The organism is Enterococcus sp. DIV0876, assembly GCF_050529585.1.
Taxonomy (GTDB): domain Bacteria; phylum Bacillota; class Bacilli; order Lactobacillales; family Enterococcaceae; genus Enterococcus_D.
In genome coordinates, this window is sequence record NZ_CP172882.1 from 3,085,001 (window position 1) to 3,109,750 (window position 24,750).

Below are 24,750 nucleotides of genomic sequence, written 5' to 3' on the forward strand. Positions count from 1 at the left end.
CCAGTGCGTTTTACCGCACCTTCAACCTGGACATGGGTAGATCACATGGTTTCGGGTCTACGACAACATACTCATTCGCCCTATTCAGACTCGCTTTCGCTGCGGCTCCGTCTCTTCAACTTAACCTCGCATGCTATCGTAACTCGCCGGTTCATTCTACAAAAGGCACGCTATCACCCATTAACGGGCTCTAACTTGTTGTAGGCACACGGTTTCAGGATCTATTTCACTCCCCTTCCGGGGTGCTTTTCACCTTTCCCTCACGGTACTGGTTCACTATCGGTCACTAGGGAGTATTTAGCCTTGGGAGATGGTCCTCCCGGATTCCGACGGAATTCCTCGTGTTCCGCCGTACTCAGGATCCTCCTAGGTGTTATCCAAATTTCGTCTACGGGGTTTTTACCCTCTTTGACATACTTTTCCAAGTATTTCGACTATCTGAATAGACTACCATATCGGAGTCCTACAACCCCAACAAGCAAGCTTGTTGGTTTGGGCTTTTCCCGTTTCGCTCGCCGCTACTCAGGGAATCGAATTTTCTTTCTCTTCCTGCAGGTACTTAGATGTTTCAGTTCTCTGCGTCTACCTCGACTGTGCTATGTATTCACACAGACGTAACATCCTATAAAAGATGTTGGGTTCCCCCATTCGGAAATCTCTGGATCATAGCTTACTTACAGCTCCCCAAAGCATATCGGTGTTAGTCCCGTCCTTCATCGGCTCCTAGTGCCAAGGCATCCACCGTGCGCCCTTATTCACTTAACCTTTGACCTTACGGTCGGTTTTTCAAGCACTTCTTCTAGCGATAGAAGGTTACTTGACTAAAATAAGCGTTGAACTTATTAAAAAACTCTTTTTTTGTTCAACTCGGTGTGTGTTACTTGTTTTGATTTCTTCAATATCCAGTTTTCAATGAACAATACTAATTTTGAGAGTAGACCTCTCAAAACTGAACAAAGGCAAACGATGTGTAGTCTTCCGAAATATTCCTTAGAAAGGAGGTGATCCAGCCGCACCTTCCGATACGGCTACCTTGTTACGACTTCACCCCAATCATCTATCCCACCTTAGGCGGCTGGCTCCAAAAAGGTTACCTCACCGACTTCGGGTGTTACAAACTCTCGTGGTGTGACGGGCGGTGTGTACAAGGCCCGGGAACGTATTCACCGCGGCGTGCTGATCCGCGATTACTAGCGATTCCGGCTTCATGTAGGCGAGTTGCAGCCTACAATCCGAACTGAGAGAAGCTTTAAGAGATTAGCTTAGCCTCGCGACTTCGCAACTCGTTGTACTTCCCATTGTAGCACGTGTGTAGCCCAGGTCATAAGGGGCATGATGATTTGACGTCATCCCCACCTTCCTCCGGTTTGTCACCGGCAGTCTCGCTAGAGTGCCCAACTAAATGATGGCAACTAACAATAAGGGTTGCGCTCGTTGCGGGACTTAACCCAACATCTCACGACACGAGCTGACGACAACCATGCACCACCTGTCACTTTGCCCCCGAAGGGGAAGCTCTATCTCTAGAGTGGTCAAAGGATGTCAAGACCTGGTAAGGTTCTTCGCGTTGCTTCGAATTAAACCACATGCTCCACCGCTTGTGCGGGCCCCCGTCAATTCCTTTGAGTTTCAACCTTGCGGTCGTACTCCCCAGGCGGAGTGCTTAATGCGTTTGCTGCAGCACTGAAGGGCGGAAACCCTCCAACACTTAGCACTCATCGTTTACGGCGTGGACTACCAGGGTATCTAATCCTGTTCGCTCCCCACGCTTTCGAGCCTCAGCGTCAGTTACAGACCAGAGAGCCGCCTTCGCCACTGGTGTTCCTCCATATATCTACGCATTTCACCGCTACACATGGAATTCCACTCTCCTCTTCTGCACTCAAGTCTCCCAGTTTCCAATGACCCTCCCCGGTTGAGCCGGGGGCTTTCACATCAGACTTAAGAAACCGCCTGCGCTCGCTTTACGCCCAATAAATCCGGACAACGCTTGCCACCTACGTATTACCGCGGCTGCTGGCACGTAGTTAGCCGTGGCTTTCTGGTTAGATACCGTCAAGGGATGAACGTTCTACTCTCATCCTTGTTCTTCTCTAACAACAGAGTTTTACGATCCGAAAACCTTCTTCACTCACGCGGCGTTGCTCGGTCAGACTTTCGTCCATTGCCGAAGATTCCCTACTGCTGCCTCCCGTAGGAGTCTGGGCCGTGTCTCAGTCCCAGTGTGGCCGATCACCCTCTCAGGTCGGCTATGCATCGTTGCCTTGGTGAGCCGTTACCTCACCAACTAGCTAATGCACCGCGGGTCCATCCATCAGTGACGCAAAAGCGCCTTTCAACTTTCTTCCATGCGGAAAATAGTGTTATACGGTATTAGCACCTGTTTCCAAGTGTTATCCCCTTCTGATGGGCAGGTTACCCACGTGTTACTCACCCGTTCGCCACTCTTTTTCTTTCGGTGGAGCAAGCTCCGGTGAAAGAAAAAGCGTTCGACTTGCATGTATTAGGCACGCCGCCAGCGTTCGTCCTGAGCCAGGATCAAACTCTCATAATGATTTGTTTGAACGATCCAAAGGATCGTTAAGCTCATAAAAATTAACTTTTGCTAGCTATTGCTTGCATGTATTTGCTTCATATAATGAAGCGTCCTACACATTGGTTCGTTTGCTTGCTTTGTTCAGTTTTCAAAGGTCTACGTTGTTGCGTTAGCAACTTTTATATCATATCAGAGTGACAAGTGATTGTCAACACTTTTTATAAAAGTTTTTTTCGCTCGTTGTTTCTTCAACAACGTTGCGGCTGCCTTAGCAACTTCATTATGATAACAAATGATTTGTTATTTGTCAACAACTTTTTTCAATTAATTTGTTGTCATATCAACAACCGTTAATCGTTTTATTTTTGCGACTTCGTTATAATATCATTTGTATTCTTGTGCGTCAACCCTTTTTTTCAAAAAGTTTTTTCGACCTCTCAGGTCATTTGGCACATGTAATAATATACCAACTTTAATCTGATTCGTCAACCCCCAAATGCTTGATAGACCAACGTTTCTAGTTAGTGCGTTTCCACTACTTATCTGTGATTATTTTCCGCTTTTTGTTCGTCAATTCACTTGAATTGATATTTTTAAAGGATTATCGTTCGTGTTTTCTTATTTATCTCTCTACAATTCATAGCATTCTTATAAATTTAAGTTTGAATTTGTTCATTTTGTTGATTATTTGCTAAAATGGAGAAAAGAATATTGTTCCTAGGAGGATACATATGAAGATATTGGTAGCAGATGATGATAAAGAGATTGTTGAACTATTGAGTATTTACTTACACAATGAAGGATACGAGGCAGTTAAAGCTTATGATGGAAAAGAAGCCTTATCTAAAATTAGGACCACTGCTGATATTGAGCTTCTCATATTAGATATCATGATGCCCGAAATGGATGGCATGCAAGTCGTGAAAGAATTGCGAAAGGAATCTCAAATTCCAATCATCATGCTGACCGCCAAAACGACTGATATGGATAAAATTCGTGGACTAGTTGCTGGTGCAGATGATTATGTAACCAAACCATTCAATCCATTAGAAGTCATGGCGCGAGTGAAATCATTATTGAGAAGAACCAAAATGCAAACCCCTTCGAATCAACCGGAAATATTGGAGGTTAGCTCACTGATCATTAATCGTGACTCTCACGAGGTCAAGACGATCGATGGTAATGAAATCCAATTGACTGCATTAGAGTTTGGTATTTTATATTTACTTGCTTCTCACCCTAATCGAGTATTCAGTGCTGATGAGATTTTCGAGCGAGTATGGAAACAAGAGAGCGTTGTTTCAGCGAAAACTGTTATGGTCCATGTCAGTCACCTGAGAGATAAGATTGAAGAAGCAACCGATGGAGAGAAAGTCATTCAAACAGTGTGGGGAGTTGGCTACAAAATAGATGCGAAGTAAACCTGTTGAGAAAAAGAAGCGTATTACACTGACTTCAAAGGAAATCAGCGAACTTTTTGCTGAAGGAATCATCACAGTGGTTCTTTTACTTCTATTAAATGTCGCAATTATTGTCGTTGGTACTTCGGTGCGGGAAAACTCTCCCCTTTTGGTAGAAGCGATCTATGAATCAAAAACCGCCTTTACTGATGCCTTCAATACAGATATTTTTAGAAGCGGTCGAAATTTCATTCTTCCATTATTTTTCTTTTTAGATGTGATCGTTTTGTATTGGCGTTTGATTCGCCGTTATCATCAAATGCAACTACGCCATATCATTAGCGAATTGCATTACATTGCTGAAGGCAACTATGACCATCGAATCCCCTTTGAACTAAGAGGCGATCTCAATCGGGTCGTGTCAAATATCAATGTACTCGTCGACAGCACAGTAGCTGCAATTCAAGACGAACGGCGGATCGAACAATCGAAAGATGAACTGATCACAAATGTTAGTCACGACATCCGGACGCCGCTGACTTCAATCATTGGCTATCTAGGATTGATTGAGGATCGTCAATATCATTCTGAGGAAGAATTATTGAAATATACCCATACAGCTTATGTGAAAGCCAAACAAATGAAATCCTTGGTAGACGACTTATTCGAGTATACAAAAGTGCGCCAGCCAAGCGTACCGATCAACTTGGTCCCTTTCGATATGGCACAATTTGTCGAACAACTCGCTGCAGACTTTGAATTAGAAGCCAACCGCAAAGGAATCAAAATCGAAACCTACACGCGGCCTGATCATATTGAAATGGATGGAGATACCGAAAAACTGGTGCGCGTCTTCAATAATCTCCTCTCTAATGCACTGAAATACGGTAAGGGTGCGGACACCATACGCATGGAAGTGGAAAAAGTCGGGACTGAAGCGATCCTAACTGTGAAAAATAATGGTCAGATGATCCCAAAACAAGCTTTAGATTCACTTTTTGATCGTTTCTATCGCGTGGAAGAATCTCGGTCCCAAGAAACCGGCGGTACTGGTTTGGGATTGGCTATTGCACAAAGTATCGTTGCCTTACATGGTGGCTATATTTACGCAAAATCGACCCCTGAATGGACTTCCTTTATTATCCACCTGCCGTTGAAACGAAACAATCTTTCAACAACACAGAACTATGGTTGACGAAAAAACTATTTTTCGTTATGCTATGGTAAATAATATAAACACAGAACCTAGTACATGCGTTTTTTCTCCAGAGAGCTGATGGTTGGTGAGAATCAGTGATGAGACGGATAGAATCCAGTTCTTTGATGTGTATTTTTCGAAAGAAAAATCGTTGACTCACGATACGAGTATCAAGGGCAGCTGCAGCTGAACTTGGGTGGCACCGCGAATGGTTATTTCGTCCCAAGCAATAAGGGATCGGAATAGCCATTTTTTGTTTGCAAAAAGAGGAGGAAGTAAATTATGTTAGATGTAAAAATGATTCGCCAAAACTTTGAAGAAGTCCAGCAAAAGTTAGCTACACGGGGTGTGAAAGCCGAAGTGCTGGACCATTTCTTATCACTCGATGAACAACGCAGACAGCAATTAGTTAAAACAGAGGAATTAAAAAAATTGCGCAATGACGTTTCTGGAGAAATCGCAGCTTTGAAACGTGCCAAAGAAGATGCGACAGATAAAATCGCGCAAATGAAAGAAGTCGGCAGTCAAATCAAGCAATTAGATGAAGCCATTGATCAAATCGATGAAGAAATCAAGCAAATTGCTACGACACTCCCAAACTTACCGAATGATTCAGTACCCATCGGACAAAATGAAGAAGACAATGTTGAAGTACGACGTTGGTCGGCACCCAAAACATACGATTTCAAGCCAAAACCTCACTGGGAAATTGCAGAAGAACTAGGAATTTTAGATTTCGAACGCGGAGCAAAAGTTTCGGGAAGTCGTTTTGTTTATTACAAAGGCTTGGGCGCTCGCTTGGAACGTGCCTTATATAACTTTATGCTGGATCAGCATGTTTATGAGCATGGCTACACGGAAATGATGACCCCTTATATCGTCAATAGCCAATCGATGTTTGGTACTGGTCAATTTCCAAAATTCAAAGAAGATGTTTTCCAATTGGCAGATACAGATCTTACATTGATCCCAACTGCAGAAGTGCCTTTGACCAATTACTATAATGGTGAGATTTTAGATGGCGCTCAACTGCCTATATACTTTACAGCACTCAGCCCATCATTTCGTTCAGAAGCTGGTAGCGCAGGCCGGGATACCCGAGGTTTGATACGTCTACATCAATTTAACAAAGTTGAAATGGTCAAATTTAGTGATGCACAGCATTCTTATGATGAACTAGAAAAAATGACAGGCAACGCAGAAGATATTTTGCAAAAACTGAACCTACCATACCGTGTCATGGCCTTATGTACTGGCGATATGGGCTTTTCAGCGGCTAAGACCTACGATTTAGAAGTGTGGATCCCAGCGCAAGATACCTATCGTGAAATCAGTTCTTGTTCAAACTGTGAAGATTTCCAAGCCCGCCGTGCAATGATTCGTTATCGTGATCATGAAGGCAAAATCCATTATATGCATACATTAAATGGATCTGGTCTAGCAGTTGGTCGAACAGTTGCAGCAGTCTTAGAAAATAATCAAAACGAAGATGGCAGTGTGACGATTCCAGAAGTACTCGTACCTTACATGGGTGGTTTGACCAAAATCGAAAAAGCGTAAACGAGAGCTATGACTACAGTTTTGTAGTCATAGCTTTTTTAGCAACATTTTGGTTAGCAGGCTACCCATTTGTGCAAGTGATGTACAAGGATTTCAATCCTTTTTGATCAAATATTAAAAAACCAACGTTTTTTTAAGATGATATATTAGAAAAAAGTACCGTTTCTTTAAATATACTAAGAAAGAAATCACCTATATTGAAAGAATGTTACGATTGTGTTACATTTGGTTTACTTTATGATGATAAATGGAGGGATCAAGCCAAATGCCTGATAAAGAAACGTATGCTCGTCGTAGTGATTTACATAAAAAGACCACCGAAACAGCCAACGAAGAGGACAAAAACACTCTGGATAACAATCATCCAAAAAATGAGGTCCACTCAGATAAGTCAAATTCCTTGACTTCAAAAAGGAAAAACCCTTATGGAAAATATATTTTCGGCTTAGTCGCATTATTGATCATCGTGATCATCGCAACGGCTGGTTATATCGCCTATACATTACAACAACAAGAAAAAGAGGCTCAGGAAAAATATGAAGCTGCAGCTAGCGCTTTACTGGATAAGGTTGCGGAAGAACAAGCGCAAAATGGTCTAGAAACCGAAAGCCAGCTATTAGCCAAAGGTGACCGCAAAGAAGTGATCTATCGCCCACAGGATGATAGCAAGATGCCTATCAGTGATGCAACCAGCAAACTGACAGCATTGGTTGAAAAACTTGACAAGAAACACAGTGAAAAAGAAATCGTAACGATTGCACAAGTCAAATCGCAAGCCGTCTCTTCGAAAGTGTCCGTTTATTCTTTACAAGCCGACAGCTATGTTTGGAATCGAGAGTCTGGAAAATTTAAAGATGCAGATACCCTAACAGAATCCCCTGTCTATGTTTCTGAAAAAACAAAAACCGCTTTGACCATCAAAGACTTGATTCCAGATCAAGCAAGTCTTTTAGGTATCCAACAAGTGATCGAGCAAAAGATTCTGGAACAATCCGATGATCCAGATAAAATCATCGATGCTGTTTTAACCATGGATAAAATCACTTTTGATTCAAAAATGACCTATGATCCAGAGAAATTGACGATCGAATTACCAGAAAATAAAACTGGTGTGGACAAAATCACATTGGCTTATAAAGATATTGCTGCCTTCATCGATACAGATTTAGTGAAAGCAGAGAGTGTCAAAGACGCGTTACCTGTCCTAGATGAAAATAAAAAATATATCGCTTTGACCTTTGATGATGGGCCAAATGACTCTTCTACTTTAAATTTACTAGATATTTTGAAAGAAAATGATGTCAAAGCTACCTTCTTCATGCTTGGTCAAATGGTGGCGCAGTATCCTGACTCAGCCAAGAAAGTCGCTGAAGCTGGACATGAAATAGCTAGTCACTCTTACTCTCATCCTCAATTAAATACATTATCAGTCGATGACCTAAGAGAAGAAATCATTAAAACCGATGAAGCTATTTTCAAAGCAACCGGTACGCTGCCAAGAAATCTACGTCCGCCATATGGTGCCATTGACAAAAAAAGTGCAGAGACAGTGGCTATGCCGATCATTCAATGGGATATTGATTCTCAAGATTGGAAATCAAAAGATCCTGGCAAGATCAATGCAGTCGTCAAACAAAATGCGTTTAATGGCGCCATTATTTTGATCCATGATATCCACCCACAATCTGTCAAAGCCGTACCTGGTATTATTAAAATGTTAAAAGAAGAAGGTTATACGTTCGTAACGGTCGATCAATTGTTGGCTGGTAAGCAAAAACCGCTCCACCAATACTTTGGTATGACTGATGAACGCTTAGTTGAATAAAGATTGATTCTATGCGATGATCAATCACAAAAGAAACCGCCGAGATACATTTCTCGGCGGTTTCTTCCTATTCTCCCCCATAAACATTTGTAGCAAATATCTGGATCAGCAATGAAGCTACTGCATCTGGTGCCATTTCAGGAAAATCTTTTAACCATCGTTCGATCAATCCAATCGAACCGCAGACAAAATAGCTTAAACACAATTCCAATTCTGCTGTTGTCGCTTCTTTAAAATATAGCGCAAAGCGTTTGAAGGTTTCCGGTTTGATTTCAGTTAACAATAAATTCAATAAATGGCTATTGTTCAACAAAATCAAATGCGTGGTACTTGGATTGTCGTATAAAATAGTCAGTAGTTTGGCGAGCCATAAATCAAGAGAAAGACTTTCTTTCTGTAAGTTATCTGCAATTTCATGTACCAATTCCGCTTCGATCTCTTCAAGTAATGCAGCTGTGTCCTTATAATATTTATAAAAAGTTCCCCGGTTGATATCTGCTCGCTCAGCAATTTCTTTGATTGTGATCTTAGCATAGTCTTTTTCTAACAATAAGTCTTGAAACGCTTGTCTAATCACTTTCTTCGAGTATAGTGTCCGACGATTCCCCGCTATTCCTGCCATCAGATACTCCTTTCTTTTCAACACTTTCTTTTTATTTGTTTATTTTATGACATTTCAATAAGTATTGAGGATTGCCCTCGCTTTTCTTTCTTAGTATACTAACACCATGTGATTAAATCAACACGTGTTTATTAAATGGAGGCCTTTGAATGAGTTATGTTGAAGTAAAAAATGAATGTAAAAGATATCAAATGGGTGAAACCACGATTACTGCCAATGATCACCTTTCTTTTTCGATTGAAGAAGGTGAATTGGTGGTTATCTTAGGTCCTAGTGGTGCTGGAAAATCAACAGTCTTAAATATTTTAGGTGGCATGGATTCTCCCGATGAAGGACAAATCATTATCGATCAAGTAGACATCGCCCAGTTCTCTGACAAGCAATTGACGGAGTATCGCCGCAAAGACGTCGGTTTCGTCTTTCAATTCTACAATTTAGTGCCTAATTTGACCGCCAAAGAGAATATCGAATTGGCGACCGAGGTGTCTCCAAATGCATTAGATCCTGATGTGGTATTGGCACAAGTCGGTTTAGAGAATCGAAAAAACAATTTTCCAGCTCAGCTTTCCGGCGGTGAGCAGCAGCGCGTCTCTATTGCCCGAGCACTGGCGAAGAACCCTAAATTGCTGCTATGTGATGAACCAACAGGTGCCCTAGATTTTGAAACCGGCAAGCAAGTACTGAAGCTCTTGCAAAATGCCAGTCGTGAAAATGGCAATACCGTACTGATCATCACCCACAACAGTGCCATCGCACCCATCGCTGATCGGGTGATCCATATCAATGATGCTACGGTACGTTCGATTGAAGAAAATAAACAGCCGATCTCTATCGATGATATCGTTTGGTAGGAGGCTCTGATGAAAAATAAAACCTATTTAAAAGCCAGTTTCCGTGAGATCGGTCAATCCAAAGGCCGTTTCATTGCCATTACCCTGATTATTTTCCTCGGTACTTTTCTATTTGTCGGCGTCAAAGCTACCGGCCCGATTTTGAACCACTCAGCCAGTGCTTATGTGGATAGCCAGCAGTTGGCTGACCTGCAAGTCACATCCACTTTAGGCCTTACAGATGAAGACCTGGATGTTGCAGCGAAAGCCGACGCCCATGTAGAATCTGCTTACCAGTTTTATGCCACAGTAAATAGCGATGAAGTCGTTCAAGTCAACTCTTTTAATAAAGAGCAAACGCTGAATCAGCTTTTGGTCAAAGAAGGACGTTTGCCCGAAGAAAAAGATGAAATCATTTTAGATGCCGAAGCCAAAAACTATGGCTACCGTTTAGGTGATGCTTACACCTTTGATGATACGGATAATTTATCTGAGGAAAGCTACACGATCGTTGGTTTTGCTGACTCACCGATCTATATCAGTGTTGCAGAACGCGGCTATGCAAACGTCGGTAGTGGTGTCGTTTCCTACTTCGCTTATGTGCCTGAATCAGCATTCACGATGGAGGTCAAATCGATTCTCTACTTCTCCTTTGACGATGTTCAATCTTTAGAGACTTATTCTGATGCGTATGAAGAGAAGATGGACAGTCATCAAGAATCGATCGAAGCACTCTTTGCCGATCGACCGCAAGAACGCTTGGCTGAAATCAAAGCAGATGCCATGGAAGATATCACACCCGCACAAGATGAGTTAGCGGACAATCAGGCCAAACTTGATGACGGACAAGCACAACTCGATGCTGCCAAAGAACAACTGAATGAACAAAAAGCCGCTTTAAGTCAATTGCCGCAAACACAACAAGCAGCCCTTAGCGCCCAAATCGCTGCTGGCGAAGCTGAGTTGACCCAACAGCAAGAAACCCTTGATGCCCAACAAGCGCAATTAGATGAAGCGCAACAAACCATTCAGGATAATTTGGCTGACTTAGATGCTTTAGAAGAACCCACATATCTCTATAACCAGCGCAAAGACAATCCTGGTTTTCAAGAATATGGCGGATTATCAGATCGGATAGCAGCTATTGCCAATGTCTTCCCAGTATTCTTCTTTTTTATTGCCGCCTTGATTACCTTTACAACGTTATCGCGAATGGTAGAAGAAAATCGTAAAGAAATTGGTACCTTGAAAGCATTAGGTTATGGAAAAGCAGAAATATCGATCAAATATTTGATTTATGCCATGCTTTCTTCCGTGATCGGCATCACCAGCGGTGCCATTTTAGGAACCGAGCTGTTGCCTCGCTTGATTTATTTTCTATCAAGTGATCGCTATCTTTTGGATGGTATCCGTGTCTATTATGTTTGGTCGCCAATCATTTTAGCTGCCATTGCCTTTTTGATTGCTGCACTCGGTGCCTGTCTTTTTGTTTTGATCAAGGAATTGCGGGAAAAACCAGCACAATTATTACAAGTACGCGCACCAAAACCAGGGAAACGGATTTTCTTGGAAAGAATTACGCCATTATGGTCTCGATTAAGTTTTAATCAAAAAGTAAGTTTCCGAAATATATTCCGCTATAAATCACGCATGGTCATGGCAGTCATAGGAATTGCAGGCTGTACGGGATTGATGGTCGCTGGTGTAGGCTTGAAAGATTCCCTTGGTGCTGTCACCAGCAAACAATTTGGACCGATTACCGATTATCAGGCGGTCGTTACCCTGTCTGATAACAAAGAAGCTACATTAGACAAAGCCGAAAAGGCGATTGCTGACGATACAAAAGTGACCCACACATTAGCAGTCAATAGTGAAACCATCGAGATTCGTCCTGAAAATCAAGGAAAACAGAGTCTGACTTTGATGGTCCCTGCAGATAGCGAAGATTTTGCAGATTATGTACATTTGACCTCATTAGATGGCAATCCATTGCCTTTGACCGATAATGGTGCAGTCTTAACCATGAAATATGCCGAACTTTATGATATCAACGTAGGAGATACTTTGACTTTCTATAATAGTGATCAAGAATCTTTTGATGTAAAAATCAGTGGGATTGCTGAGAACTACTTAGGAAATTCTTTGTACCTTTCGCAAGAAACGTATGAAGCAATGACCAATACCGCCTTTGCACCTAATACTTTATTACTTAAGAGCGATACAATGAGTCAAAAGCAAGAACAAAACCTTTCAACTGCTTTGTTGGAAACAGATAGTGTCAAGAATACCACTTTTCTATCCGCGCAAATCAATACCCAAAATGAATCGATGGGCAATCTAGACTCCATTGTCTTGATACTCGTTGTACTATCTGGCGCATTGGCTTTTGTCGTTTTATATAACTTAACAAATATCAATGTATCAGAACGAATTCGTGAACTATCTACGATCAAAGTGTTAGGTTTTTACAATAAGGAAGTCACGATGTATATTGTTCGTGAAAATATTGTCTTTACACTATTCGGGATTTTGGCCGGTTATGGGGTTGGTTACTTCTTGACGGACTTTATTCTCGCGCAAGCGTCCATGGAAAATATGGTCTTTCCTCTCGTAATCAATTGGCCGGCATATGCTTTAGCAGGCGGAATGACCATTCTCTTTACTGTTATCGTTATGTTTGTCACTCATATAAAATTGACCCACATCAATATGATCGATGCATTGAAATCGAACGAATAAAAAAAAGACATCTGCGGCCTCAAATTGAGGTACAGATGTCTTTTTGAATGTTTCACGTGAAAACTATTAAGATTTCACTGAATAGTTTGGTGCTTCTTTTGTGATTTGAACATCGTGAGGATGTGATTCTTTTAGTCCATTGCCACTCATTTGAATAAATTGGGCTTCGTCGCGTAATTGTTGTAAATTAGCTGCACCGACATAACCCATACCTGATTTCAATCCACCAATCATTTGGAAAATGATATCAGAAACACTCCCTTTGTATGCCACGCGTCCTTCAATACCTTCTGGAACCAATTTATTGGCTTCGTTGACGCCGCCTTGGAAATAACGATCACTGGAACCTTTTTCCATTGCACCTAGTGAACCCATACCACGATAAGTCTTGAAGCGGCGGCCTTGATAAATTTCAAATTCACCTGGTGATTCATCGGTACCGGCTAACATACTGCCTAACATGACTGCATGACCGCCAGCTGCTAATGCTTTCACAATATCGCCAGAATATTTGATTCCGCCATCTGCAATAATCGCTTTGCCATATTGACGGGCAACAGAAGCTGCATCGTAGATAGCCGTCAACTGAGGAACACCTACACCAGCAACGACCCGGGTCGTACAAATCGAACCTGGACCAATTCCGACCTTCACGACATCGACACCTGCATCATACAGTGCTTTCGTGCCTTCTGCTGTTGCGACATTTCCAGCAATCAATGTTGCTTCAGGGAATTGACCACGGATTTCAGAAATTTTACGCAGCACGCCTGCACTATGGCCATGGGCAGTATCGATCACAATAGCGTCAGCACCTGCATCTAATAATGCTTGTGCCCGTTCAAACGTATCACTCGTGACACCCACTGCTGCGGCCACTAAAAGACGGCCATGTGTATCTTTGGCAGCGTTCGGGAATTCAATGACTTTTTCGATATCTTTGATTGTGATCAAGCCGCTTAAGCGTCCTTCTTCATCAACAATCGGCAATTTTTCAATTTTATGTTGTTGCAAGATTTTTTCGGCATCTTTCAATGAAGTACCTACAGGAGCTGTGATCAATTGTTCTTTCGTCATGACATCATCAATAGACATCGTATAATCTGTGACAAAGCGCATATCACGGTTGGTGATAATGCCGACAAGGATACGATTTTCCATCGTTTCGACAATAGGTACACCACTGATACGGTATTTGCTCATCAAATGTTCTGCATCAGCTACGAGGTGGCTTGGTGTTAAGAAAAATGGATCGATGATCACGCCACTTTCTGAGCGTTTGACTTTACGGACTTCATCAGCTTGCGCAGCAATACTCATGTTCTTATGGATCACGCCTAATCCACCTTGACGTGCCATTGAAATGGCCATTTTACTATCAGTTACTGTATCCATACTGGCACTCATGATTGGTATATTCAACGTAATATTCGGGGCAAGTTGCACACGCATATCCACATCGTTTGGCAACACGTGACTTTCTGCAGGAATCAATAAGACATCATCGAACGTTAACCCTTTTTTTACAAATTTGGTTTCCCAGTTGGACATTTTTGTAACCACTCCTTAAAGTTTTTAGGTATTTTAAAAAAAATATCAAAATTCTTTTCATAAGTCAACCTTTCGGAAAGCTTTCTTATTTATCATACGTAATCAGAATCGCAATTCTCATAATCGACTTTTATTTTCTCAAAATACGCTGCTTTTGAAGAAACTAATCTGCCACGTCCACTTTTCGTACAGACCAGCAATCAGACCTAGTGGACCAAAAAAAAGCAGCCAGATCCTTCTAATAAGAAGCACCTAGCTGCAAAAGTGAGGGCTGATATCTCATCGAATCATTCTCGATTATACAGCAGATTTATTTTCTCTCATAAAAATAGCTGCACCGATTGCACCGATCACAACCACGATACCTGCGACATAACAAATATGTGTCAACCCGCTATCGAAAGCCTGAACAACAGTTTTTTGCAATTCAGCTGCAAAAGGCGCTTGGTTGACTGCATCCGAAAAAGCAATCTCATGACCAGAAAAAGGACCGGCACTGATCAAGCTATCTGTCAATTTGATAGGTATATTCATCTTATCCGCATGGACATTGACAACTTCTGCATAGCGGTTGGCTTCAACCAGACCTAAAATCACCACACCGAAACTCGTACCAAACTGGCGGAACACATTCAACAGACCTGAGGCCATCCCCACTTCTTGAGGCGCGACGCCTTCTAATCCAGCAGAGTTCAGCAGCGGATTGACGATACCATTGGCAATACCGATCATCACCAATGTCGGCCATAATTGTCCATATCCCATCGTTGGCGATAGTTGGCCAATCAAGAACAAGAAGCCTCCGCCACTGATCAATAATCCAGCAGCAATCATCCATTTCTTGGCAAACTTGTTGCCTAAGATACCAACAACCGGGCCTAAGATCAATGACCAAACGGAAAGTGCCAATTGGCGCACACCTGTATCAAAGGCCGACCAGCCGATATAATTTTGCATCAAAACAGTCAGATACGTATTAAACGCATAAATACCAGATCCTAATGCAAAGGCCACAATCACGGAGCCCACAAAATTGATATTTTTAAACATCTTTAAATTCATCATTGGTTCTTTGACTTTGGCTTCAGTGACAATGAATAAAGCCAAGAAAATAATCGCTAGCACCAACCAGCCGCCAACGCTAAAATCTGTCCAAGCCCAATCCAAGTGGGTCTCTTTTTGGATCAATCCATAAATGGCACTGAATAAAGCAGCAGTTGAAAGGACCATTCCCAGCACATCGATTTTTTGATTTCGTCCATAACTGGGTGTTTCATCAACAAAATAAATCGTCATCAGTACCGCGATGATTCCCACAGGCAAGTTGATAAAGAAAATTGATTCCCACCCAAAGGCATCCACCAATAATCCACCAACTAGCGGACCAGAAGCCGAAGATAACCCGATGACTGACCCTAAGATCCCTAATGCCAAACCACGCTGCTTGCCTTCGAAGTTGGATGCAACCAATGCCATCGACAAAGACATCATCCCTGCACCACCGACGGCCTGAATCCCCCGACCAATATCCAAAATCAGCAACGAGGGTGCAAAACCATTCAAGACAGAAGCGGCAATAAAGATCACCAAACTGCCTAAGAAAATCTTTTTGCGCCCATACATATCACCTAATTTAGAAACAACCAGTAATGTGACCGCGAAAACAAGTGTATAGGCATTTAATACCCATTGTAATTGAGTAAAGGGTGCATCAAAGGCTTTTTGCATCGTGGGCAACGCTACATTGACCACTGTTACATCCAAAAGACCCATAAATACCCCTAACGACATGGCAATCAATGAAAGCCATTTTTTTGACGCTTTTTCCATAGCGATTCAACACTCCTATATATAAATTCTGTTGCAGTTTTATCCCAATGTTTTCCGTTGCTCAATCTGCTGCTTGATCCACGAAAGTTTGGTTTGCGCCAATTGAATATCAAGGTCATAAGCTGAAACGATGACATCAAATCGCGGCGCCTGATCTGGATATTCTTCCCGATGAACCAGCATATCACGTTGGGCTTGTTGATAAAACAAAAGATCACTTTCGATAAACAATTGAAATTCGGTCAAAATCTTTAATTGAACTGGCATCGACACACTGTTTAATGAACGTAATTTGAAATGGATCATATCATTTCGTTTTGCATCCGATGGAATATCATTTTGCATGAGTTCAGCAAAGCGCGCTGTACCCGCAGCAGTAATATGCCATAATTTGGTCTTCCTCACATCCTGCTGCTCTGTTGAGGTAATCAATCCTTCTTTTTCTAACTTCTCTAAGGATGGATATAAGACACCACTTGACACTTTGCGCATGGGCTGTAACGCAGACCCAACGATTTTCTGCAGTTTATAGCCGGTCTTATCGCCGCCAACCAAGGAACCCAATAATAGTAGATCGTACATAAGTGCCTCCTTTACATTTTATATCAGTCTTTTAGATCTATCGACTTGCTTATTATAGGTCTTTTAGATCTATTGTCAAGCAAAAAAAATCCCAGTTGTTTTCTTTTTGCAAAAAAGAGAAACAACTGGGCAGATAATCAGCCTCTAGGGACTGATAGACTACTGATAATATTGTATTTGCGTTTCAAGTAATACTTAGCCGCCAATGCAACTGCACCGATCAAGGCTTCGATCACTGGATCGACTTGTGGGTTGTATGGTGCTGGAATCATAGCAGAAAGAGAAATCACAACGATCCATAATAAAAATGCGCCAACCAAAATCAAAATGATTTTCCACATCTTAGGTCGTTTGCTTTTGTCTGCACCAGGCCGTTCATATTGATACATATATTTATACATCAAATAGAAGACCCATCCGGCTAAGATTGCCATCAAGAACAAGGTCAACAGACCATAAGGTTGTGCTTGTCCACGAGTAAAGATGCCCATGACACCTAGCATCAATCCAAATATACCAAGGATCAGCAAAGTATTGTCTAACCACATCAAAAACGGTCCTGATTCTTTTTGCTCAACCGGTTTATTGATGATTGCCTCTGTTCTTTCGGACACCGTCCCAAACAATTGTCTAGCTGTCTTACCACCTTTTTGTTCTTTTACTAGAACCGGCAGTATTTCATGCAGTGCAACGGTCTTTTCCTCTTCAGAAAGATTGGCTGCGTCTAATGATTTTTTTAAATCAAAAATATATTGTTGGTTGCGTTTTGTTAATTGCTGTTCAAATTCACGATTTTCGGAAACATAATTTCGCAGAGTTTCTGGTTCCATGAATTGATTCTCCCTTCTGCGCATTTTCTTCACAATGGACATTTTACCACAAATTCCTTAGGAAGAAAGCCCTTTATACGTTAAAACGGAACAACATGACATCGCCATCTTGCACGATGTATTCTTTTCCTTCCAAACGAACCCGACCGGCTTCTTTGGCTGCTTGCATCGTACCATATTGATCTAGGTCTTCAAAAGAGACAGTTTCTGCTCGAATGAACCCTCGTTCAAAGTCTGTATGAATGATACCAGCTGCTTGAGGTGCTTTGATTCCTTTGCGGAATGTCCAAGCCCGGACTTCTTGTTCCCCAGCTGTAAAGTAAGTAGCTAGGCCCAGCAGATCATAGGCTGCCCGAATCAATTGATCCAAACCTGACTCTTCGATCCCTAATGCCTCCAAGAAATCAGCTTTGTCTTCTTCTTCAAGTTCAGCGATCTCTTCTTCGGCTCTCGCACTGATCACAATGACTTCTGCGTTTTCACTATTGGCAAACTCTTTGACTTTATTGACATAGTCGTTATGGTCAAAATCGGCCACATCGTCTTCAGCGACATTGGCAACATAAAGAACAGGCTTCGTGGTCAATAGAAACAAACTTTTGACGATTCGTTGTTCTTCTTCAGTAAATTCGATTGACCGAGCAGAGATACCTTCTTCTAAGACTGGTTTGATTTTGTCTAATACTGCCAATTCTGCCACCGCATCTTTGTCTTTGGTTTTGGCGATCTTAGCTACCCGTGTGTAACGTTTGTTGACAGATTCCAAATCGGCTAATACCAATTCCAAATTGATCGTATCGATATCGGCTAATGGGTCGACCCGTCCTTCTACGTGAGTGATATTGTCATCATCAAAACAACGGACTACGTGACAAATGGCATCCACTTGACGAATATGGCTCAAGAATTGATTGCCTAGGCCTTCTCCTTTACTAGCCCCTCGTACGATTCCGGCAATATCAGTAAACTCAAAAGTTGTTGGTACAGTCTTCTTAGGATGAACCAACTCTGTTAATCGTTGCAAGCGCCAATCTGGCACTTCCACCATTCCTACATTCGGGTCGATCGTTGCGAAGGGATAGTTGGCCGCTTCTGCGCCTGCCTTCGTGATTGCATTAAATAAAGTCGATTTGCCTACGTTTGGTAGACCGACGATTCCGGCTGTTAACGCCATAATTTACTTCACTCTTTCTCGTTTTTTTCTAGGATTTTTTTCATTTTTTTATCAAAATCGCGTCGGGTCAACATCACGATGTGCCCACAATTAGTACATTTGATTTTGATATCGGCACCCATACGGATGATTTCCCACCGATTTGCCTTGCAGGCATGTGGTTTCTTCATTTCGACAATATCGCCAAGATCATACATTCTTTATCACCTCAAGCTTCATCAAATTGAATATGCAACAAATCTAAAATACGGGTCAAATCTTTTTGAGACAAATACTCGATTTCGATTTTCCCTTTGCCTTCTTTTTCGCGAATCTCAACATTCGTGCCGAATTTATCCATTAAGCGGTCTTCGCTTTCACGCAGATAATACGGCTTTTCCCGAATCAAACGAGGGACTTTTTTCTTTTCATTTTTGGTATCATTCATTTCAGAAACCAACTGTTCTAATTGACGTACAGTAAAGTTTTCCTTCACACAACGATTGGCTAATTTTAAGATTTGGTCTTTATTTTTCAAACCCAACAACGTTCGGGCTTGCCCCATCGATAAACGGTTGTCTTGCACCATTTCTTTGACAAGTTTAGGCAATGTCAGCAATCGCAGGTAATTCGCAATATAAGGTCGACTTTTACCCAGACGTTCAGCCACTTCAGCTTGTGTCAGTTTAAGATTTTTCATCAGCATATCATAGGCTTCGGCTTCTTCTAATGGGTTCAAATCTTCTCTTTGCAGATTTTCTAAAACGGCGACTTGCATCATCGCTTCTTCATCAAAGTTGCGGATAATTGCTGGAATCGTTTCTTTACCTGCTAGTTTAGAGGCACGAAAACGACGTTCACCAGCAATGATCTCATAGCCCTTAACTGTAGATTGGCGAACAATGATCGGTTGAAAGACCCCTGCATGTTGGACTGAGTTGGCCAATTCTTGCAAAGAAAGTTCGTCAAACGTTTTTCGTGGTTGATATGGATTTGGTCGCAATTCATTTAGTGGAATCTCAACGACTTTTTCAGTCTTGATATCGACTTCTTCTAATCCTTGCAGATCTTGAAACAAGGCATCGATGCCGCGACCCAATCCTTTCCCTTTATTCTTCACGTGCTAACACTTCCTTTGCTAACGTTTGATACACTTCCGCCCCTTTAGAACGCGGATCATAATCAATGATCGACAATCCATGGCTAGGCGCTTCAGATAAACGTATATTCCTTGGAATGATCGTTTCATAGACTTTTTCTTGGAAGTAGCGACGGACTTCTTCAACGACCTCAGCGCCCAGATTGGTTCTGGCATCGTACATCGTTAACAAGACACCTTCGATTTCTAACTCTGGATTAAAGTGTTTTTGGACTAAACGAACTGTATTCAACAACTGGCTCAATCCTTCTAAGGCGTAATATTCACATTGAACAGGAATCAAAATAGAGTCGCTGGCAGTAAATGCATTGATCGTTAAATGGCCTAATGAAGGCGGACAATCAATAAAAATATAATCATATTGTTCATTGATTTCATTTAGTGCCGATTTAAGGCGTGATTCTCGTGCCATCATTGAGGTCAATTCAATTTCAGCCCCAGCTAATTGGATCGTGGCTGGTACGATATCTAAGTTTTCCCGACTGCTTGGCAAAATTGCTTCAACGATGGGGGTTTCATTGACTAAAACGTCATAAATATCTTTATCTACATCTGGTTTGCGGATGCCGACGCCGCTAGTGGCATTTCCTTGGGCGTCTATGTCGACTAATAGGACTTTTTTACCTCCAAATGCCAAACTAGCACCAAGGTTGACCGTAGTAGTCGTTTTACCGACACCGCCCTTTTGATTTGCAACTGATATAATACGAGCCATTGCTTTTCCTCCTACTTAATTGGTTGTTTCGCTGGTGTACCTGGTTTACGTGGATATTTCTTTGGTGTTTCTTTGGTTTTTTGAATGATCAGCACATGTCGTTCATCACCACTGACAGGCAATGAAAAGCTCTTTTCCATGATGAACTTTCCACCTAATTGTGAGATTGCTGGTTTTGCTTCAATGAATTCCTCTTCACTCTTAGCTGCTTTCAGGGCATAAAAATAGCCTGCTTTTTTGACCAATGGCAAACATAGCTCAGTCAAGACGTTCAATCTGGCGACAGCTCGAGCCGTCACGTAGTCAAACTGCCCGCGAAACTGCGGGTTTTGTCCAAATGTTTCTGCACGATCATGGTAAAGATGGACATCTTCTAATTGTAGTTTCGCAACCAGATTTTGCAAAAATGTAATGCGTTTATTCAATGAATCAACAATCGTGATTTCTAATTCAGGAAAGACGATTTTCAAAGGGATACTTGGAAAACCGGCACCGGAACCGACATCACACAAATGACTATGTGTTGCGAGATCTGTTTCAAAGGCCAACGCCACAGAATCAAAAAAATGTTTCAGATAAACTTCTTTTTCTTCAGTGATTGCCGTCAAGTTCATTTTTTGATTCCACTCAATCAGACAGTTAAAATAAGCAGCAAATTGTTCCATTTGTAATGGCGTTAATTCAATACCGTGTTTCGCTAATGCTTGTTGAAATTCTTCAGGTCGCATAGTGTATCCTTTCTATTTCGTGAAACAGTAAATGTTTCACAGACTAATTCCTACTTTAACGCAAAAAGCGCCTAGTTGCAAGGGTCAGACAACGGGAAAAAAAGAGAATTAATCTTTTTTAAATGAACGCATTTACAGTTTTAAGTTTACTTTAAGTTAGATGCTGTATAGTCATATCAATCCAAAAAAACTTTTTTCATTTTTCCTCGACCAGCAAGGCTGCCAAACTTGCTGGTCGGCTTTTTTTTTCACAAAAAAAAGAAGCATCGACGTAGCGAGTCGATGCTTCTTTTTACTATACGTTTATTTTACGCGAGGTTCAGTTGCTTCTTCAATGCGATCAGATGTTCTAGCAGCAGCATGTTTCGCTTTGTCTGTTTGACGTGAAGCAAAATCACCTGTTTTTGACGCTGCAGAAGACACTTTATCCTGCACAGTTTCGCTATCTTCTTGATACTCTGCAACTGTTTTAACATCAACTACATTGATATTGACTTCGATAACTTCTAACTGTGTCATCTTAGACACTTCACTTTCAATCACTTCTTTGACCTGCTCAGCGATATCTGGGATATTGCGGCCATATTCCACCACGATATCTAAATCGACTGCTACTTGTTTTTTGCCGACTTCGGTATTGATACCAGAAGTCACATTGTCAGTATTCACTAATTTTTCAGCGATATTCGAGAAGAAGCCACCATCAACAGTCAGTAATCCATCCACGTGTTCTAAAGCGATACCGATGATTTTTTGAATCACTTTATCATCATAGGTCAATGTACCATTGACTGGTGCATCACCTGTAGGTCCTTCAAATCCTGGTTTTGGCGGTGTTGGTGGTGTTGGATGATCACCAGCTGGTTTTGGATTACCTGGTGCAGGATGATCTTCTGGTTTTGGTCCATTCGGTTTATGATCAACCGCACGTTGGGCACCTGGTACCACTGGATCTGGCGCTTCTGTCATTGGTACTGAATTTTCATTTGGGTTATGCGCTGTATTTGGCACATCTGGATCTGGATGAGCACTGATTGTTTTTTCATTATTTAATTCGTTTTTATCACTCATGTAAAATTCCTCCTAAATTATTGTCATTATTGTCGATTTAGAAATTCATCTAAGATACCGGTACGTTGTACATATAATCCCAATAAGAACCCAAGTCCTGTCAGCAATAGGATCAGCACTGTCTTTAAAAAGCCAATCGTGACAAATAACAATGCGATGATCAGGCCGATCGCGCCGAAAATCAATGGGATTTTGTATTTTTGGATTTCGTTCATGATAGCCCTCCTATTCTACACGTGGATTTTCTGGGGTTTCTTTTTGCTCAAAATTGGCATAATTGACTTCAACCTTGATTTTTTCACTAGAGCCTAAAACCCGTTGCACATCTTGTTGGATCTCTGCCATTAAGTTTTCGGTCTTACCAACTAAAGCGGATGTGCGTTTTAATCTGCCTTTGATTTTGATCAATAGACGATTTTTTGTCGCTTTGACTGCTACTTTTGGTCCTTCAACAAATTCCTTGTCGTTGACTTTGGTACGCACAAGTCCTTCGATCGCCTTCTTGTCGATCGTCAATGTTCCTTTATCTTCCTTTAATACGAAGGTCGTTTTTGTTTTTGGATAAAACAGAATCACTAAAATCACGATCAAAAACAAAATGATCAAGACTGCTGCTACCCAAAACATGTATTGCCGCATAAACAAATTGTTGAAGAAATAAGACACAACATTGCCATTTCTGTCTAACCCGAAAGGCAATTGCATGTAAGGATTACTCATTAAAACGATTGGCAATAAAACAGTAATAAAGACCAATGAAATGACAATCGATACGATTTTCCACCCTTTACTCATAAGACACCTCCTCCTTTGCTTGCTTTATTTCATAGGGGTTTACAAATTGATTGCTTCGCCACCTGTAACACCGTAAATTTGTGCGGTAACATAACTTGCTTTGTTGGAAGCCAAAAAGACATAGACTGGTGCCAATTCTGCTGGTTGTCCTGCCCGTTTCAATAAGGATTGTTGGCCAAATTCTGGTAAGGCATCTTCTGGCTGACCATGATCTAATTGTAATGGTGTCCAAATAGGACCAGGCGCTACACCATTGACACGAATCCCTTTCTCAGCAAATTGTTTCGCCAAACTAACCGTAAAGCTTGCAATCGCTGACTTCGTAGCCGCATAATCCATCAGATGGGCACTGGGGCTAAAGGCTTGAACAGATGTCGTTGTCACGATAGCACCGCCGGCAGGTAAATGAGGCTCTGCTGCTTTGACCAAGGCAAACATCGAAATAATGTTGACCATGAAGGTATCTTTTACTTGTTCAATCGGTAATTCGGCAATCGATGGCCGGGTGATCTGTTGCGCTGCATTTAACACGAGTGTGTCTAATCCACCTAACGCATCGACCGCTTGATCAATGATTGCTTGTGGGGCACTTTCATCTCGCAGATCATATGGCAGCAATATCACCTTACGTCCGGCATCTTCAATGTATTTGGCCACTTCTTTCGCATCTTTTTCTTCCCCTGGGAAAAAATGCAACGCGATGTCAGCCCCTTCCCGGGCAAACGCGATCGCTGCTGCACGCCCGATCCCTGAATCACCACCAGTGATCAAGACCCGGCGGTTTTCCAACTGCTGACTGCCGACATAAGATTCTTCACCACAATCTGGCTCTGGCTGCATCTCGTCTTGTAAAGCAGGCGTATCTTGTTCCTGTTTGCTGAATTTGCCAGTGTGATAGATATCCCGTGGATCAGTCAATATAGGTTCACTCATTTGTACGTCCTCCTTCGCTTTATACTAAAATTCTAAACCATTCGATTTTTTTTGGGAAATATAACGCTTGTATAACCAAAAAGAAAATGCCTTTTGGTGTTTTTTGGAAAAAGAAAAGGGCTACAAACCAAAGAAAAAGCATATCGTTTCCCTTTTTCTCAGAAGCCAGTAAACTAAGAGATAGTATAAGTCATCATGAGGAGGAACCAATATGCCATGGAATGTCAATGATTATCCTGTTTCAATGAAAAATCTAGATCCATTAGTGCGCAAGAAAGCCATTTCGATTGCCAACGCATTGTTAGCAGATGGGTATACCGATGACCGCGCCATCCCAATCGCTACCAGTCAAGCCGAGAAGTGGTTCGAAGATGCGACAGCTGACGAAAAGAAAGCTTTTCAACAAGAAAAAAATCCGCAAAAAAATGACAAACACGAAGTCAATAAAAATGCTAAAAAGTTAATGGACGCTGATGTAACCATCCGTTACCAAGATGACCAGTGGGAAGTACGCACTAAAGGTGCTGAACGTGCCAGTGATCAGTTTGACAAAAAAGAGGATGCAGTAACTAGAGGCAAAGAAATCGCGCAAAATAAGCAATCGGTCTTAACGATCTATAAACAAGATGGCACAAAGCAACAAGAAATCGACTATCGTGACAATTAAAAAAACATGCAGGTAAACCGAGATCG

Annotated in this window: 21 protein-coding genes, 2 rRNA genes and 1 other annotated feature (1 of these 24 running past the window's edge); of the genes, 7 read left to right on the forward strand and 16 right to left on the reverse strand. The window is 41.7% G+C overall.

The window, feature by feature from the left end; translation table 11 throughout:
- Positions 1-765: ribosomal RNA gene (locus IGI41_RS14615) — 23S ribosomal RNA — on the reverse strand (it extends 2,150 nt beyond the left edge of the window).
- A gap of 229 nt (positions 766-994) precedes the next feature.
- Positions 995-2,554, reverse strand: a 16S ribosomal RNA gene (locus tag IGI41_RS14620).
- The 16S and 23S rRNA genes sit together here, the layout of an rRNA operon.
- 713 nt (positions 2,555-3,267) lie before the next feature.
- Between IGI41_RS14620 and IGI41_RS14625 the strand changes: the two genes are divergently transcribed.
- The 4 genes from IGI41_RS14625 (at position 3,268) to IGI41_RS14640 (ending at position 8,519) form a co-directional block, all read left to right on the forward strand.
- Positions 3,268-3,957 (forward strand): response regulator transcription factor, encoded by a 690-nt coding sequence (locus IGI41_RS14625; protein WP_086273067.1) that lies wholly within the window; start codon positions 3,268-3,270, stop codon positions 3,955-3,957.
- Positions 3,947-5,131: a sensor histidine kinase gene (locus tag IGI41_RS14630; protein WP_430610506.1), complete on the forward strand. Its 1,185-nt coding sequence runs from the start codon at positions 3,947-3,949 to the stop codon at positions 5,129-5,131. Before IGI41_RS14625 ends, IGI41_RS14630 begins: the two co-directional genes overlap by 11 nt.
- Positions 5,132-5,162: 31 nt before the next feature.
- Positions 5,163-5,362 (forward strand) — a binding site (T-box leader).
- Positions 5,363-5,416: 54 nt separating this feature from the next.
- Complete coding sequence (gene serS, locus IGI41_RS14635; RefSeq protein ID WP_430610507.1) at positions 5,417-6,694, forward strand: serine--tRNA ligase; 1,278 nt, start codon at positions 5,417-5,419, stop codon at positions 6,692-6,694.
- Positions 6,695-6,959: 265 nt separating this feature from the next.
- On the forward strand, positions 6,960-8,519 hold the full coding sequence (locus IGI41_RS14640; RefSeq protein WP_430610508.1) for a polysaccharide deacetylase family protein: 1,560 nt from the start codon (positions 6,960-6,962) through the stop codon (positions 8,517-8,519).
- Positions 8,520-8,586: 67 nt separating this feature from the next.
- Here the strand turns inward: IGI41_RS14640 and IGI41_RS14645 are convergent, their stop codons facing one another.
- Positions 8,587-9,141 carry a TetR/AcrR family transcriptional regulator gene (locus tag IGI41_RS14645; protein WP_430610509.1) on the reverse strand — a complete coding sequence of 185 codons (555 nt, stop codon included), beginning with the start codon at positions 9,139-9,141 and terminating at the stop codon, positions 8,587-8,589.
- Between the two features lie 149 nt (positions 9,142-9,290).
- On the opposite strand from IGI41_RS14645, the gene IGI41_RS14650 reads away from it, so the two are divergent.
- Positions 9,291-9,992: an ABC transporter ATP-binding protein gene (locus IGI41_RS14650; protein WP_430610510.1), complete on the forward strand. Its 702-nt coding sequence runs from the start codon at positions 9,291-9,293 to the stop codon at positions 9,990-9,992.
- A gap of 9 nt (positions 9,993-10,001) precedes the next feature.
- The gene (locus IGI41_RS14655; RefSeq protein ID WP_430610511.1) at positions 10,002-12,710 is read left to right on the forward strand and encodes an FtsX-like permease family protein; all 2,709 of its coding nucleotides are present in this window, start codon (positions 10,002-10,004) and stop codon (positions 12,708-12,710) included.
- Positions 12,711-12,776: 66 nt separating this feature from the next.
- Here IGI41_RS14655 and guaB read toward each other — a convergent pair whose 3' ends face one another.
- The 13 genes from guaB to IGI41_RS14720 all read right to left on the reverse strand — a co-directional run bounded on the left by guaB (position 12,777) and on the right by IGI41_RS14720 (position 24,057).
- Positions 12,777-14,261 (reverse strand): IMP dehydrogenase, encoded by a 1,485-nt coding sequence (gene guaB, locus IGI41_RS14660; RefSeq protein ID WP_430610512.1) that lies wholly within the window; start codon positions 14,259-14,261, stop codon positions 12,777-12,779.
- A 297-nt stretch (positions 14,262-14,558) separates the two neighbouring features.
- Positions 14,559-16,091 carry an MFS transporter gene (locus IGI41_RS14665; protein WP_430610513.1) on the reverse strand — a complete coding sequence of 511 codons (1,533 nt, stop codon included), beginning with the start codon at positions 16,089-16,091 and terminating at the stop codon, positions 14,559-14,561.
- Positions 16,092-16,130: 39 nt separating this feature from the next.
- A complete protein-coding gene (locus IGI41_RS14670; protein ID WP_430610514.1) occupies positions 16,131-16,673 on the reverse strand; it encodes a PadR family transcriptional regulator in 543 nt (180 codons plus the stop codon).
- Positions 16,674-16,810: 137 nt separating this feature from the next.
- Positions 16,811-17,503, reverse strand: a complete 693-nt coding sequence (locus IGI41_RS14675; RefSeq protein ID WP_430610515.1) for a DUF1129 domain-containing protein — start codon at positions 17,501-17,503, stop codon at positions 16,811-16,813.
- 73 nt (positions 17,504-17,576) lie between these two features.
- Positions 17,577-18,677: a redox-regulated ATPase YchF gene (ychF, locus tag IGI41_RS14680; RefSeq protein WP_430610516.1), complete on the reverse strand. Its 1,101-nt coding sequence runs from the start codon at positions 18,675-18,677 to the stop codon at positions 17,577-17,579.
- An 8-nt stretch (positions 18,678-18,685) separates the two neighbouring features.
- Entirely contained in the window at positions 18,686-18,874 is a 189-nt protein-coding gene (locus tag IGI41_RS14685) for a DUF951 domain-containing protein (protein ID WP_430610517.1), read from the reverse strand.
- 11 nt (positions 18,875-18,885) lie between these two features.
- Positions 18,886-19,776 carry a ParB/RepB/Spo0J family partition protein gene (locus tag IGI41_RS14690; protein ID WP_430610518.1) on the reverse strand — a complete coding sequence of 297 codons (891 nt, stop codon included), beginning with the start codon at positions 19,774-19,776 and terminating at the stop codon, positions 18,886-18,888.
- The gene (locus tag IGI41_RS14695; RefSeq protein ID WP_430610519.1) at positions 19,766-20,530 is read right to left on the reverse strand and encodes a ParA family protein; all 765 of its coding nucleotides are present in this window, start codon (positions 20,528-20,530) and stop codon (positions 19,766-19,768) included. The genes IGI41_RS14690 and IGI41_RS14695 overlap by 11 nt, the downstream gene beginning before the upstream one ends.
- A gap of 11 nt (positions 20,531-20,541) precedes the next feature.
- Positions 20,542-21,258, reverse strand: coding sequence for a 16S rRNA (guanine(527)-N(7))-methyltransferase RsmG (gene rsmG, locus IGI41_RS14700; protein ID WP_430610520.1), 717 nt, complete (start codon positions 21,256-21,258; stop codon positions 20,542-20,544).
- A 303-nt stretch (positions 21,259-21,561) separates the two neighbouring features.
- The gene (locus IGI41_RS14705; RefSeq protein WP_430610521.1) at positions 21,562-22,329 is read right to left on the reverse strand and encodes an Asp23/Gls24 family envelope stress response protein; all 768 of its coding nucleotides are present in this window, start codon (positions 22,327-22,329) and stop codon (positions 21,562-21,564) included.
- A gap of 26 nt (positions 22,330-22,355) precedes the next feature.
- Entirely contained in the window at positions 22,356-22,544 is a 189-nt protein-coding gene (locus IGI41_RS14710) for a DUF2273 domain-containing protein (RefSeq protein ID WP_430610522.1), read from the reverse strand.
- Between the two features lie 10 nt (positions 22,545-22,554).
- On the reverse strand, positions 22,555-23,124 hold the full coding sequence (amaP, locus tag IGI41_RS14715) for an alkaline shock response membrane anchor protein AmaP (RefSeq protein WP_430610523.1): 570 nt from the start codon (positions 23,122-23,124) through the stop codon (positions 22,555-22,557).
- 39 nt (positions 23,125-23,163) lie between these two features.
- Entirely contained in the window at positions 23,164-24,057 is an 894-nt protein-coding gene (locus IGI41_RS14720; protein ID WP_430610524.1) for an SDR family oxidoreductase, read from the reverse strand.
- 211 nt (positions 24,058-24,268) lie between these two features.
- Between IGI41_RS14720 and IGI41_RS14725 the strand changes: the two genes are divergently transcribed.
- A complete protein-coding gene (locus tag IGI41_RS14725; RefSeq protein WP_430610525.1) occupies positions 24,269-24,724 on the forward strand; it encodes a DUF2188 domain-containing protein in 456 nt (151 codons plus the stop codon).
- Positions 24,725-24,750 lie beyond the last annotated feature (26 nt).